Source organism: Bifidobacterium sp. M0399 (genome assembly GCF_016100595.1).
GTDB classification, from domain to species: domain Bacteria; phylum Actinomycetota; class Actinomycetes; order Actinomycetales; family Bifidobacteriaceae; genus Bombiscardovia; species Bombiscardovia polysaccharolytica.
Genome location: NZ_JACFSD010000001.1, coordinates 1,072,588 through 1,086,282, shown reverse-complemented (window position 1 = coordinate 1,086,282; position 13,695 = coordinate 1,072,588). Strand labels below are relative to the sequence as shown.

Below are 13,695 nucleotides of genomic sequence, written 5' to 3'. Positions count from 1 at the left end.
TAGATTAGTAGCTGGTCACATGAACATGTCGAGCCGAAAGGTCGTGATGCAGGGTATGAGCCGGGTGATGACCTATGACAGTCGGTCGCCGCAGTTGCTGGCCCGGGTGGTGGCTGCCGGGGGGCTGGCGGTCATTCCTACCGACACGGTTTATGGCATCGTCTGCGATCCATGCAACGATGCGGCCATCGATCGGCTCTTCCAGGCCAAGCATCGTCCCAGAACAAAGTCAATCCAGGTGCTTTTGGATGGAGTGGAGGCCATGGATAAGCTGGACCTCCGCTTGCCCGCACCTCTGGATCGCCTGGCTGGTGCGCTCCTACCGGGGCCTTTTTCGCCCATTGCCCTTGTAGGACAGTCCTGCCCTCTGCGCACTCCTCGGATGGAGCCCGATGGTCTTACCCAGGCCGTCAGAGTGCCTGACTCGCCCATCTGCCGCGCACTCCTGCAGGTGACCGGCCCTTTGGCGGCTTCCAGTGCCAACAGATCGGGCAATCCCAGTGTGGAGACCGTCCAGCAGGCCAAAGCCGAGCTGGGTGATAGCGTCGACCTTTATCTGGACGGGGGGCCGACCCCTGGCTCAGTGGCCAGCACAGTGGTGGAAGCCGATAAGACTGATCCTGATGGGATACATGTGCTGCGGCAAGGCGTAATCGGCGAGGCCCGGGTCCGTGCACTTCTGTCGGACCAAACCGACGTAGGGGAGGGCCAGTGAGGGTATACCTGTTCATCGCTGCCATAGCTGGCGGGGCCACCTGGCTGGTCATGCCCATGGTCCGTCATCTCGCCATTCGGGTTGGTGCCGTGGGCGTGGTTCGCGCTCGCGATGTACATAAGGTGCCCACCCCTCGGATGGGCGGCTTGGGCATGTTGATCGGCTTTGCCGTGGCTATGTGCTTCGCATCCCGCATTCCCTTCATCACGGGCCTCTTCCAGTCCGGGCATCAGGCCTGGATTATTCTGGCCGGGGCAGTCGCCATCTGCCTGCTGGGTATAGCCGATGACCTTTGGGACCTGGACTGGATGCTTAAGCTGGCTGGCCAGCTGCTGATTTCAGTCTTCGTCTCCTGGGGCGGTATCCAGATCATCTCCCTGCCTTTGGGATCCCTGGTGGCGGCCTCGCCCAGCTTGTCCATGGCCATAACGGCATTCCTGATCGTGGCATCCATCAATGCGGTCAACTTTGTGGACGGACTGGATGGCCTGGCTGCAGGCATTGTGGCCATCGGGGGCATTGCCTTCGCCATCTACTCCTATATCATCGCCCGCATCTCGCCCGACTACGCCTCACTGGCCACCTTGATCGACGTGGCCATGGTGGGCATTTGCGTGGGTTTCCTCCTGCACAACTGGCATCCGGCCAAGCTCTTCATGGGCGACTCAGGATCCATGCTGCTGGGATACCTGATTACCTGCGCCTCTATTGTGGTCACCGGCCGATTGGATCCGGCCACTATTCATGCCAGCATCTATCTGCCGGCTTTCATGCCGATTCTTCTGCCCATCCTGGTGCTTTTCCTGCCTGTACTGGACATGTGCCTGGCCATCATCCGACGGCTCAGCCACGGGCAATCACCCATGCATCCCGACCGCATGCACCTGCACCACCGTATGCTGCGCATCGGTCACACGGTTCGTTCCGCTGTCCTTATTCTTTGGGGCTGGGCCGCCCTGATCGCCTTCGGTTCGCTCTTTATCCTGTTCTTCCGTCTGAGATATGTCCTGATTGGTCTGGCACTGGCCGCCATACTGCTGACCTTCGCCACCCTCTACCCCTATTACCGCCGTCGACTTCCCGAAATCAGGCGCGAGAACGCCCTTCTCGCCGCGCAAGGCTCGCGGCATGCGGCCAGACCGCCCTGGCACCACAAGAACCGACACGCTAAGGGTGAGGACGACTGATTCATTGGATGAAATAGTACGGACACGGTACCGTTAACGGTCAAGAAGCACTTGTAGCATGGTGCTATGGCTATGGAAAACCCACAAAGCAAACCCTCCTCCTACACTCAACTCCCCGACGCCTTCCAGAAAATCGGTCTGGCCTATGACGACGTCCTCCTGCTGCCCAACGAATCCGATGTCATCCCCTCCGAAGTAGACACCACCACCCGGCTGACTCGGAACATCACCATGAAGTCCCCGGTCCTTTCGGCTGCCATGGACACCGTCACTGAGGCCACCATGGCTGTGGCCATGGCCCGTAACGGCGGCATCGGCGTCCTCCACCGCAACCTCAGCATCGAAGATCAGGCCAATCAGGTCGACATTGTCAAGCGGTCCGAATCCGGCATGATCTCCGACCCCCTGACGGTAACCCCAGATGCCACACTGACCGACCTGGACAAGCTCTGCTCCACCTACAAGGTCTCCGGTCTGCCCGTGGTGGACCGTCGGCAGCGGCTGGTGGGCATCATTACCAACCGTGACATGCGCTTCGTCAATCCCGCGGACTTCGACCGGCTCAAGGTCAGCGACATCATGACCAAGGACCACCTGATCACCGGTCCGTCCAACATCACCAAGGAAGACGCGCACCAGCTTCTGGCCAAATACAAGGTGGAGAAGCTTCCCCTGGTTGATGATGAGGGCAAACTGACCGGGCTGATTACCGTCAAGGACTTCGTCAAGACCGAGCAGTACCCCGAGGCCACCAAGGATGAGCGCGGCCGTCTGCGTGTGGCTGCCGCCGTGGGCTTCTTCGGCGATGCCTGGCAACGTATCACCGCCCTGGCCGATGCCGGGGTCGACATTCTGGTCGTGGACACCGCCCATGGTCACGCCAAGCTCATGCTGGACATGATCCGCAGGATCAAGGCTGATCATGCCTTCGACCATGTGGATGTGATCGGCGGCAACGTGGCCACCCGCGAGGGGGCCCAGGCTCTGATCGATGCCGGTGTTGACGCGGTCAAGGTCGGTGTGGGCCCTGGCTCCATCTGCACTACCCGCGTGGTGGCTGGCGTGGGTGTGCCCCAGCTGACTGCCGTTTACGATGCCGCCCTGGCCTGCCGGCCTGCCGGGATTCCTCTGGTGGCCGACGGTGGAATCCATTACTCGGGAGACATTGCCAAGGCCATCGTGGCCGGGGCCGATTCGGTCATGCTGGGCGGTCTGCTGGCAGGCACTGAGGAGGCCCCTGGCGAGAAGGTCCTCCTGCATGGCAAGCAGTACAAGGTCTATCGGGGCATGGGCTCGCTGGGCGCCATGGCCCCGCGCGGCAAGAAGAGCTACTCTAAGGACCGCTACTTCCAGGCTGACGTCACCAGCTCCGACAAGGTGGTGCCCGAAGGCGTCGAGGGCGAGGTGCCCTACCGCGGTCCGCTCAACTACGTACTCTACGAGCTGGTCGGCGGCCTCCACCAGACCATGTTCTACACCGGTGCCCGCACCATCCCCGAGTTGCAGCGCAAGGGCCGGTTCATTCGGATCACCGATGCCGGTCTGCGTGAATCGCACCCCCACGACATTGTCATGACCAAGGAAGCCCCCAACTACTCAGGCTTCCACAACTGAGCCTACGTAGGCAGGTGATTGGCGCAGGATCTCATCAGGACCTGCGCCGATTGCATATTTCAAGTCAGTCATGGTCCGGTCGGACGGCCTGGCGAACCCTCCGCCAGTCACGTGCTGGCGGTATCTTGTAATGTTCCGCCCGAGGCGGCGGAAGGAGCGATCCGGTGCGCGACCCGGATCTGAAAGGCGTACAGATGAGCGACAAGAATGATCTGACCTTCACTGCGGAAGAATCCCGCATGATCTGGATAGACTGCGAGATGACCGGTCTGGATATCTTCCATGATGAGCTGTGCGAGGTCTCCGTGGTTCCCACCGACTTCAACATGAAGGTCCTGGACAAGGGCATCGACCTGGTCATCAAGCCCTCCCAGGCGGCCCTGGACCATATGGGGGACTTCGTCAGGAAGATGCACACCTCCTCCGGTCTGATTGAGGAGATGAAGACCGGTCTGGACCTGGAGGAGGCCCAGCGTCAGGTGATCGAGTACGTCAAGCCCTTCCTGCCCAAGAACGGCAAAGCCCATCTGGCAGGCAACTCAGTGGGCTCCGACAAGAAGTTCCTTGACAGGTACATGCCCGACCTTATGGCCCTTCTGCATTACCGGGTCATCGACGTGAGCACCCTCAAGGAGCTGTCCCGCCGCTGGTACCCGGATGTCTACAAGAACAAGCCGGCCAAGCATGGCGGCCACAGGGCTCTGGCCGACATCATCGAGTCCATGGACGAACTGCGCTACTACCGCTCCATGTTCTTCCTTCCGGCTCCCGGACCTGACGGGGCGCAGTCCAAGGCCGGAGCGGAACAAATCGAGCAGACCAGCCTTCTGCGTCACTACGAAGAGTCCGGCAATCCGGTAGAGGATGCCAACAAGCCTGAGAAGACCGACTACTGACAGGCGTGGCCATGTACCTCTGACGTGGCACCATGGAGGCATGCAGCAATCCGAAGCCCTGACCATATTGAGTGCGGGGGCCAATGCCTTCATCACAGGTGCCCCCGGGTCAGGCAAGACCTTTGTGCTCAATGAGTTCGTCGCCCAGGCTCGTCAGGCCGGAGCGGTTGTGGCGGTGACCGCTTCGACCGGCATCGCCGCCACACACATCAACGGCCAGACCATCCATTCCTGGAGCGGTGTGGGAATCGCCACCTGCATGACCGAATCACTCTTGAAGCGGATCAAGACCCGCCGTCGTAGACAGATAGAAGGCACCGACATCCTGGTCATCGATGAGGTCTCCATGATGCATGCCTGGCTCTTCGACATGGTGGACCAGGCCTGCCGGGCGGTTCGTCACAGCCCCGAACCATTCGGAGGGATCCAAGTGGTTCTTTCCGGGGACTTCTTCCAGCTGCCACCGGTGACTCGATCCAACCGAGCTGCAGGAATACTGCCCAGCCCTGAATTCCAGGCAGCACGGGAACGCTATGCCCAGGCCGGCAAGGACCCGGACGGGTTCGTCACCGAATCACTGGTCTGGCAGGACCTGGACCCGGTCGTCTGTTACCTGACCGAGCAGCATCGCCAGGACGATGGCCAGCTGTTGACCGTCCTGACTGACATCAGGGAGGGCGGCGTCACCCAGGAGGACCATGAGGTCCTGGCCTCCCGCGTCGGCGCAGTGCCCGCACCCGGTCAGGTGGCAGTCCACCTCTTCCCGGTCAACAAGCAGGCTGACACGCTCAACGACCAGCGCCTGGCCGCCATCGACGAAGAGGCCCACCATTACCAGGCCACATCCCGAGGCGAGGCCAGACTGGTGGAGCGGCTGAAGAAGAACATGCTGGCCCCCGAGGATCTGGCCCTGAAGACCGGAGCCGCAGTAATGGCCCTGCGCAACGACCAGGACCATCAATATGTCAACGGCTCTATTGGTACAGTCAGCGGATTCACCAGCTCGGCCAAGGGGGGATGGCCGATCGTCTCCTTCCAGAACGGCAACATAGTCACCATGAAGCCGGCCGCCTGGGAGACTATGGATGGGGACACTGTCTTGGCCGCCGTCAACCAGGTGCCTCTTCGCTGCGCCTGGGGAATCACCATCCACAAGTCCCAGGGGATGACCTTGGACAGGGCGGTCATGGACCTGAGACGGACCTTCGCGCCGGGGATGGGCTACGTGGCCCTCTCCCGTGTGGAAAGCCTGGATGGGCTCTACCTGACGGGCATCAATGAGCATGCCTTCCTGGTCTCTCCCGATGCCGTCGTTCTGGATGCGGGATTGAGGGCCGAGTCCAAGGCGGCCTGCTCCCGTCTGAAGGATGAGGGTCCTGAGTCCTTCACCAAGCGCGCCGTCGGTCAGGAACCAGAAGACGAATTCAGCCAGGACGAACTTTTCTGATTGGTCGCCCTTACCGGTCTTGGCCCGGTGTAGTCATCCGGGTCGCTAGAGGCACCATGACAGGCGGACCATGTCTCTAAGGATGATTCCGTTCTCGACAATGGGCTGCTGGTAGCGGTCTACAAAATAATCCCGTTCAATGCGGTCCATGCGAAACCCGCATGTTTGGTAGAAGCAAAGGGCTCCAAAACTGGTGGATCCGGTGCCTACTTCCAGTCTTCTCAGACCCAACCTGACGGTCTCCATCTTGGCTCGGTCTATTAATCTGCTTCCAAGTCCCTGCCGGCGATAAGCACGGCCCACACTGATATTGGCGATTTCCAAGGTATCCGTGTTTGGTCTGACAAGCAGCATGACACCAGTCAGAGCTTGTCCCACTCGGATTTCAAAAGCACAGGAATGGGTGAAAACGTCATGGATTATCGGTTCTGAAGGATCGGCCTCCAGGAGGAGTGTCATGTGTTCTGCGTCAAGGTTGGTAAAGGTCTGGATGGTCACACCTGGCTCTGATGACATAGGTGCCCGCCTTGTCCTTGTAAATCAGAAAACCTGTTCGATATACAACTATCATATCTTGGCTGTCCGTAAGGGGAGGGTAGGGCTTGAGAGATGTCAGGTTGCGAATTTACTGACCTTTTCCTGTATGCGCCATTTGGCTTCGGTTTCGGTTGTGCTGGTCATATATGTAGGTCCTGTTGACGGCTAGGTGGAATCGGACAAACTCTTGCGCCGCCAAAGTCGGTAGGGTCTCACACATCTCACAAGCAGTTGTGCTGGCTCTTTATTTCTTGTCCAAGATCATTCCCCGGCCTCCGGTGACCGTCCAGAGTAAGACGGCGAAGACTGTCAAGACCGCTGCAATCGCCGACCAGGTCCCCTGTCCAGGAACGGGCGGTTTGATGTCCTCGGGGTATAGACGGAGCGTCATTCCCATGCCTACCTGCATACCTTGGCTGGCGATATTGATCACTGCCAGCCCTACGCCCAGGCCAAGCCCGTAGAAACGACCAAGCAATGCGATGCCGAGCATGACCAAGGACGCGTCGACCAGGCCATTGCAGGCTGCCAGCCTGAGTAGCGACTGTGCGCTGGTTGGGCCGCCGTGGGAGCTCAGTATGGCAGGGGGGAGGCTGAGAAAAAACGGCAGCATCAGCACGCCTGTCCCCGCGGCCAGGGCTCGCCAACGGACGCGTGCCAGGTTCAGGCGCTCCCAGGTGGGCATAAGCGGGGCAAGCATGACCAAGGCGCACGCGCTGAACGCTGCGTAGGCCAGCTCGGCCATAGGCACCATACTGGGCACGGCGCTTTTGCCTTGTGGGCATTGGGTATGCACGGCGCCGTTGAATACCACTGCATGTGGATCAGGAACGCAGACGTACCCGTAATAGGCTGGCCGGGCATAGATCTCCCCGCCGGTAGCGGAGGCCGCGGCGGAGGCAAGCAGGAAGGGCACGGTCGCAGCCAGCACGACAAATGCCAAGGCCGCCCATGGGCGGCGCCCAGCCAACCATCCGACCAAGATCCCGCCTTCCATGGAACCACGTCGATGCCGGCCGCCCATCAGTGGTTCTTTCCCAGATCGTCGATGACATCGGACGGCATGACGGCGCAGCGTTCGATCCCGGAGAGGTTGCGACGCACATAGGCATGGAACTCTTCATTAGTGGCATCGTTAAGCAGATCGGCGGCAGAGCCTCGGGCGCTTCCCAACCCGGAGATTGCGCTTCCTCCGCCCAGCGACTCGTAGACGGTCTCTCTCATGCGCTGGGGCATCTGCTCCAGCACGAAGGCGGACACGCTGGCACCATCATCCAATGTCCATTGTTTATACACGTTTTTAAGTGCGGTAGCCGCGCAGTCGGCATGAATAAATTCCTTCACGATGGCCTCTGTGACATCAGCTAGGTCGCTGTATCGTCCAGTGCGTTCGGTGACTGTGTCGGTCATTATCTGTATCTTCTTGCCGCCCAAGTGTTCCAGTTCGGCCAGGCCTTGGCCGGTGAGATTCCACGCCTGGCCGTGGGATGTAGGGGTAAAGGCGTTGCCCAGCAAAAGCACAAGACCCGAGCTGCTTTCCACACTGTCTTTGGGGAACCATGAGGCGACCGACCGCATATACCGCATGTAGCGTCTCAGGTGGGCGCCATCATCCGGGTGGGAGCACACTGACAGCGGCACGCCGTCTATGCTTTTGCACACCGGGGTGAACGGAGCGGACCGTCGCCATTCCGCCGGGCCGGACATGGCTACCAGGCCCCCGGCAGCAGTCGGAACTAAAAGAAGCACAGCCAATGGGGCGACCATCCATGACAGGCCGGGCTGCCACTGGTGTGCGGTCAGCATGCATGCCGCTGTGGATGCGGCCAGCACTACTGCGACCAAGATCCAGCGCACTGTCACCGCTGAAAGGTTAATACTGAGTCCCGGCTCGGCACCGATGCCCGTGTCCATCATCGGCATCACCACGGCCAGCGGCGACCCCCAGGCTCGGGGAAACACGTCACCCTTGGGTATGCGCGGCATCAGCAGCACTAAGCTGCCCCAACACAGGGCAGCAGGCAAGAGCGTGGCCGGCACCAGGGACCAGCGGCTGCCCATGATGGCCCCGAGCGCATAGCCGAGGGCGAACATGGCCGCCGGCACTGCCATACCCATGAGCAAGGCTCCCACGGGAACCGACCCGCCTGTGAACCGCAGTGTCTGGACGATGGCGGGAAGACAACCTGCCGCATAGGCCAGGGAACTCAATGCGGTACCCTTGAGGACAGGCACGCCATATCTGCGGACAGACGGGCCCCCGATCCAGGGCGGCGCGACCATGGATCGCGGGGAACACGCTTTCCAGGCGCTCCATGCGCCGAACATGCAGGCGATTACATCCGTCACCAGATGCATCCAGGTCAGGTCGAACTGCAAGGCCGCATCTGTCAGTGCCCACGGGGACGCATCTGATTGGCCGACTCCGTAGTTGCGCACCGATAATGCGGCCGGATATGCCATCATTGACAGAAAGAACACCAGCGAGCTCACCGGTGACAAGGGATTGAGCAGACGGGCCATCATGAGACCTCACCCTGGTTGAATGGCAGGTGTCCGGATCCCGTCAGCAGCCGTCGATAACCGGATTCCCAAGGCGATGCCATTGAGTCCTCAGGATCGGCCAAGGCGGCGAGGTCATCCATGCGTCCGTCCAGGAGCAGATGCCCGTGGTCGAGTACCAGCACGCGGTCGGCGATTGCGGCCAGATCCTCGACCAAATGCGTGCTCACCAGCACTGTGTGGCTGTCCGCATATGCGTCGAGGAATTTACGCACCTCAATACGTTGCACTGGATCGAGGCCGACGGTTGGCTCGTCCAAGACAAGCACGTCGGGACGGGCCACAATTGCGCACGCGATGCCCGCACGTTGACGCATGCCACCGGACAGGCTGCGCACCGGGCGGCGAGCTTCCCCGGACAATTCCACCTGCTCCAGGGCCCACACCGCTGCATCACAGGACGCCTTCCATGACAGACCGCGCGCCCATGCGGCGTACCGTACATTGCGCATCAGGCTGGAAGCATTCATCAACTCGAACGATTGCGGCAAATATCCGATCCGGCTCCTGGCCCGACGTCGTCCAGCGCTTGTCAGCACATTCGCCCTGGCTATCCTTACACTGCCCGAGGAAGGACGTGACAAGGTGGTCACAATATTCATCAGCGTCGTCTTGCCGGCACCATTGGGACCCAAGAGCCCGAATACGCCGTTGCCGAAGCTCAAGGACACATCCGACAGCGCCTGTTTACGGCCGTAGGAGAAAGACACGTGCGAGAGGGAAACATCTACTTTATAATTCACCATTGAACCAAACTAATAAAAGTTGAATCTTTACTTCAAAGTTAAATCAAACGTACATTACATAACTGCTTGAGTCAAATCAATGTGCTTGGCAAGGCGCATGAACGGTGTTCGGAAATGTTCAAAGAAGATGCAATCGCGGTGTTCTGCAGCGTCATGATTGATCACAAGTGATGATCCGGGGCGTGGCTGCCAGAACTACGTATGATTGGCGCGATGAATAATGTTGGTTTTCAAGAGCTTCCACCTGCTAGCGGTGAGCGCGAGTCAACCCACCGCCTCAACTTCGAAATGGTGTCCAGGCGAGCATTGTTTTTTGAGGGTGATTCGTCCTCGACGTTGTCGAGCGGCCGTATGCGACCATAGCGACCTTCTCTGAGAAAGCGTCCATAATCATAGGGGTTTCTGGCTTGCTTTCAACAAATTGTCATAAGTCGTTCTCTATGGTTGCTTGTCCCTTTGAGCGCATATCTTTAGGAGGTATGAGAACCACCAAAGCCATGCGCATGTCAACCCTCTTTTTGCGGACCCTCAGGGAGGATCCGGCCGACGCCGATGTGGACTCGGCCAAACTCCTGCAGCGGGCAGGATACGTCCGCAAGGTGGCCCCTGGCATCTTCACCTGGCTGCCACTGGGTCTGAAAGTTCTCGACAAGGTCCAGGCCGTGGTCCGGGAGGAGATCGACGGCATCGGCGCCCAGGAGGTTCACTTTCCGGCTCTGCTGCCTCGCGAGCCCTACGAGGCTACCCACCGCTGGGAGGAGTATGGTGAGAATCTCTTCCGCCTCCAGGACAGGCACGGCGCTGATTACCTGCTGGCTCCCACCCATGAGGAGATGTTCACCCTTTTGGTCAAGGACATGTATTCCTCATACAAGGACCTGCCAGTCGTTCTCTACCAGATCCAGACCAAGTACCGCGACGAGTTCCGTCCCCGCGCAGGGCTGATCAGGGGTCGCGAGTTCATCATGAAGGACGCTTACTCGTTCACTGTGGACGAGGAGGGGCTGAAGAAGGCCTACCAGGATGAACGCGGCGCCTATGAGCGAATTTTCAAGCGTCTGGGCGTCAACTACGTAATCGTCCATGCGGTCTCCGGACCCATGGGGGGATCCGAGTCCGAGGAATTCCTGGCTCCGTTGCCTATAGGCGAGGACACTTTTGCTCTGGCGCCCTCGGGTAAGGCGTGGAATGTGGAGGCGCTGACCACCCCGCGTCCTGATCCCGTCGACTACACTAAGATTCCCGCCATGCAGGAGCTGGATACCCCTGACTCAACCACTATCGATACCCTGGTGGAGCGGTTCAACCAGCTGCATCCTCGCGAGGATGGCCGGGACTGGACCGCTGCCGATACTCTGAAGAACCTTATTGTGGCCGTCAAGCATCCTGCAGATGATGACCATCCCGAGGGCTGGCGGGAACTGGTGGCCGTCGGCCTGCCGGGTGATCGTCAGGTGGACATGAAGCGGTTGGAGGCCCAGTTCGCTCCGGCCGAGATTGAGGAGGCCAATGAAGCTGACCTGGCTGCCCACCCCGAGCTGGTCAAGGGATATATTGGCCCCCGTGTTCTGGGTCCTCAGCGTTCGGATACTGAGTCCGCCGCCCATATCCGCTACTTCCTCGATGCCCATGTGGCGCTTGGATCTGCCTGGGTGACCGGGGCTGATTCTGAAGGCGTACACCTTGCCAATGCGGTTTATGGGCGTGATTTCCAAGCCGACGGAGTAGTGGAAGCCGCCGAGGTCCGTCACGGGGATATGAGTCCTGATGGTTCCGGGCCGCTCAGCTTCGAGCGTGGTGTGGAGATCGGGCAGGTTTTCCAGCTTGGGCTGAAATACTCTGACGCATTGGGGCTGAAGGTCCTGGACCGCAACGGCAAGGCTGTGCCGGTCTGGATGGGCTGCTATGGCATCGGCATTTCCCGTGTGCTGGCCTGCATCGCTGAGATGCATCACGATGATAAGGGGCTGGCTTGGCCCAAGGCTGTCGCTCCTGCCGCGGTCCATGTGGTGGCCACCGGCAAGAAGCAGGAGGCCTTCGATGCCGCTGAGAAGCTGGTCACCGACCTGGAGGACCGCGGCGTGGAGGTCATCTACGACGACCGGCCCAAGGTATCTCCCGGGGTCAAGTTCAAGGATGCCGAGCTAATCGGGGTCCCCCTGGTCGCTATTGCTGGTCGCGACACCATCGCCAACGGCACTATTGAGATTCGCAACCGCGACGGCTCGGATGTGCAAGCTGTTCCTGCCGATCAGGCCGCTCAGATGATCGTGGATCGGATTACAGCTCTCCAGTAGGTTATGCCACACTCATAGTTGCTTATTAGCAATCAATATAGAGGGGTGGGGCTTTGGTCGTGTCATGATGCACGCGACCAAGGACTCACCCTTTTGTATGCATTGGTTTAGTTTTAGAAATCTAACCAGTCAGATGCGCAGAAGAATGGGCAGATGGTCCTGGCGCTCGCCTGTGTCCACGGGTTCGCTGGTGCTGACCTGGTCAGCAATCCGGTTGGAGGTCAGCCAGTAGTCGATGCGCCAGCCGGAGTTGTTGATCTTGCTCTTTGGGGCACGCTGTGCGAACCAGGTGTAGACGCTGCGGTGATCGTCGTAGAAGCCAGCGGCATCGCCATGAATTTTTCGGAAGGTGTCGGTGAAGCCTGCATCCAGCAGAAGGCTGAACTTTTCGCGTTCCTGATCGGTGAAGCCGGCGGAATGGTGGTTGGAGGCCGGGTTGGCAATGTCGATCTCCTCGTGGGCCACGTTGAAGTCGCCACAGGCCAGGACCGGTTTGCGGGCATCCAGTTCCTGCAGGTAGCGACGGTAGCAATCATCCCAGACGCCGCGCGGCTTGAGCCTTACCAGTCCCGATCCGGAATTGGGAGTGTAGACCGTGGTGACGAAGCAGTCCGGGAACTCCAGAGTGAGCATGCGGCCCTCGTCATCCATGGTTTCGGGAGCGCCGATGCGGGGGCGGGTCACGGTAGGTTCTGGTAGGCTCTTGCGGTAGAGCATGAGCGTGCCTGCGTAGCCTGTACGGGCCGGGGCCTCGGAACGGCGGTCCACCTCCTGATAATCGGGAAAGTAGCGCATGAGCGCCTTAAGGATACCTGCCGATTTCTTCTGATCACCGTTGAGTTTGGTTTCCTGGATGGCTACGACATCGGGGCCCAGATCCCGGATGGTCTCCACCACCTTCAGGGAGAGGGCGCTGCGGCTGCTCTTGCCCAGTAGGGCGGCGTTGAGCGAATCGATATTCCAACTGACCAGCGTGTGAACCATGACTGCGGGTCCTTCCAAACCGTGCCGATGTATCTGCTCTCACAGTTTAGCCTAGGACCAATGCTCGATGGTCCTGGGCAGTGAAGGGGACATTGCGGATCCAGTTATGGTTTCCGCTGATGTGTCCTTCGGCATCAGCACAAAAAGCATCGATAAATCAGGCCTCAATCGAGATACTCGGGTGAATGCCATCTTCGAACGTAGCTCACCTGGCTCCTTTCGTCGATCTTGCGGCCTTGTCTTCACGTCTGCGCGTCAGCCTCGGCCAGAATGATTCACGCCTAGTGACTGTTCGAGGAGCCTGCGGCCTTCTCTGGCTCGGAAAGGAGTTGCCTGAGTCTTGAGTCTCTCATTCTTTTTGTATAGTCGTGTGTTTCCTGACGGATAGTGACTGGTTACGATTGTCCACCTGGAGTGTTCATAAGGTAATCGGAACAGCATCACTGTAAGCGGCCGGGAACAAGATAATGAGTGGCAGCTTGTCCTTATAGCGCAGGCCGCCACCCATTATCGGTGATGAAGTCATAGGAATTAAAAGCCGGTGCCGCCCATAGGATATTGCCTGGATTTATGTATGCTGTGTCCTGTTCTTCCTGAAGTACCGAATCAACAATGTAACGGGTATGGCAACTGCCGCTATCCCTGCTACTCATCCCACTATCGCTATACGCCCACAATCGCTCCTGTAATCATGTTGTGTCCACCTCTCT

11 protein-coding genes are annotated in these 13,695 nt (G+C 59.4%); 6 read left to right on the top strand and 5 right to left on the bottom strand.

What is annotated here, in order from left to right; translation table 11 throughout:
• Positions 1-55 precede the first annotated feature (55 nt).
• The 5 genes from H3V09_RS04370 (at position 56) to H3V09_RS04350 (ending at position 5,859) form a co-directional block, all read left to right on the top strand.
• On the top strand, positions 56-715 hold the full coding sequence (locus H3V09_RS04370) for an L-threonylcarbamoyladenylate synthase (protein WP_198191146.1): 660 nt from the start codon (positions 56-58) through the stop codon (positions 713-715).
• On the top strand, positions 712-1,902 hold the full coding sequence (locus H3V09_RS04365) for an MraY family glycosyltransferase (RefSeq protein ID WP_198191061.1): 1,191 nt from the start codon (positions 712-714) through the stop codon (positions 1,900-1,902). Before H3V09_RS04370 ends, H3V09_RS04365 begins: the two co-directional genes overlap by 4 nt.
• A gap of 66 nt (positions 1,903-1,968) precedes the next feature.
• Positions 1,969-3,516, top strand: a complete 1,548-nt coding sequence (gene guaB, locus H3V09_RS04360) for an IMP dehydrogenase (protein ID WP_408610697.1) — start codon at positions 1,969-1,971, stop codon at positions 3,514-3,516.
• A gap of 194 nt (positions 3,517-3,710) precedes the next feature.
• The gene (orn, locus tag H3V09_RS04355) at positions 3,711-4,412 is read left to right on the top strand and encodes an oligoribonuclease (protein ID WP_198191060.1); all 702 of its coding nucleotides are present in this window, start codon (positions 3,711-3,713) and stop codon (positions 4,410-4,412) included.
• 40 nt (positions 4,413-4,452) lie between these two features.
• A complete protein-coding gene (locus H3V09_RS04350) occupies positions 4,453-5,859 on the top strand; it encodes a PIF1 family DEAD/DEAH box helicase (protein ID WP_198191059.1) in 1,407 nt (468 codons plus the stop codon).
• 45 nt (positions 5,860-5,904) lie between these two features.
• Here the strand turns inward: H3V09_RS04350 and H3V09_RS04345 are convergent, their stop codons facing one another.
• The 4 genes from H3V09_RS04345 to H3V09_RS04330 form a co-directional block, all read right to left on the bottom strand.
• On the bottom strand, positions 5,905-6,375 hold the full coding sequence (locus H3V09_RS04345; protein WP_198191058.1) for a GNAT family N-acetyltransferase: 471 nt from the start codon (positions 6,373-6,375) through the stop codon (positions 5,905-5,907).
• Between the two features lie 265 nt (positions 6,376-6,640).
• The gene (locus H3V09_RS04340; protein ID WP_198191057.1) at positions 6,641-7,378 is read right to left on the bottom strand and encodes a hypothetical protein; all 738 of its coding nucleotides are present in this window, start codon (positions 7,376-7,378) and stop codon (positions 6,641-6,643) included.
• A 41-nt stretch (positions 7,379-7,419) separates the two neighbouring features.
• Positions 7,420-8,922 carry a hypothetical protein gene (locus H3V09_RS04335; RefSeq protein WP_198191056.1) on the bottom strand — a complete coding sequence of 501 codons (1,503 nt, stop codon included), beginning with the start codon at positions 8,920-8,922 and terminating at the stop codon, positions 7,420-7,422.
• Positions 8,919-9,704 (bottom strand): ABC transporter ATP-binding protein, encoded by a 786-nt coding sequence (locus H3V09_RS04330; protein WP_046323215.1) that lies wholly within the window; start codon positions 9,702-9,704, stop codon positions 8,919-8,921. The genes H3V09_RS04335 and H3V09_RS04330 overlap by 4 nt, the downstream gene beginning before the upstream one ends.
• Before the next feature lie 479 nt (positions 9,705-10,183).
• Between H3V09_RS04330 and H3V09_RS04325 the strand changes: the two genes are divergently transcribed.
• Positions 10,184-12,001, top strand: coding sequence for a proline--tRNA ligase (locus H3V09_RS04325; RefSeq protein ID WP_198191055.1), 1,818 nt, complete (start codon positions 10,184-10,186; stop codon positions 11,999-12,001).
• 129 nt (positions 12,002-12,130) lie between these two features.
• On the opposite strand, the gene H3V09_RS04320 is transcribed toward H3V09_RS04325, so the two are convergent.
• Positions 12,131-12,985 carry an exodeoxyribonuclease III gene (locus H3V09_RS04320; protein ID WP_198191054.1) on the bottom strand — a complete coding sequence of 285 codons (855 nt, stop codon included), beginning with the start codon at positions 12,983-12,985 and terminating at the stop codon, positions 12,131-12,133.
• Positions 12,986-13,695: the final 710 nt, after the last annotated feature.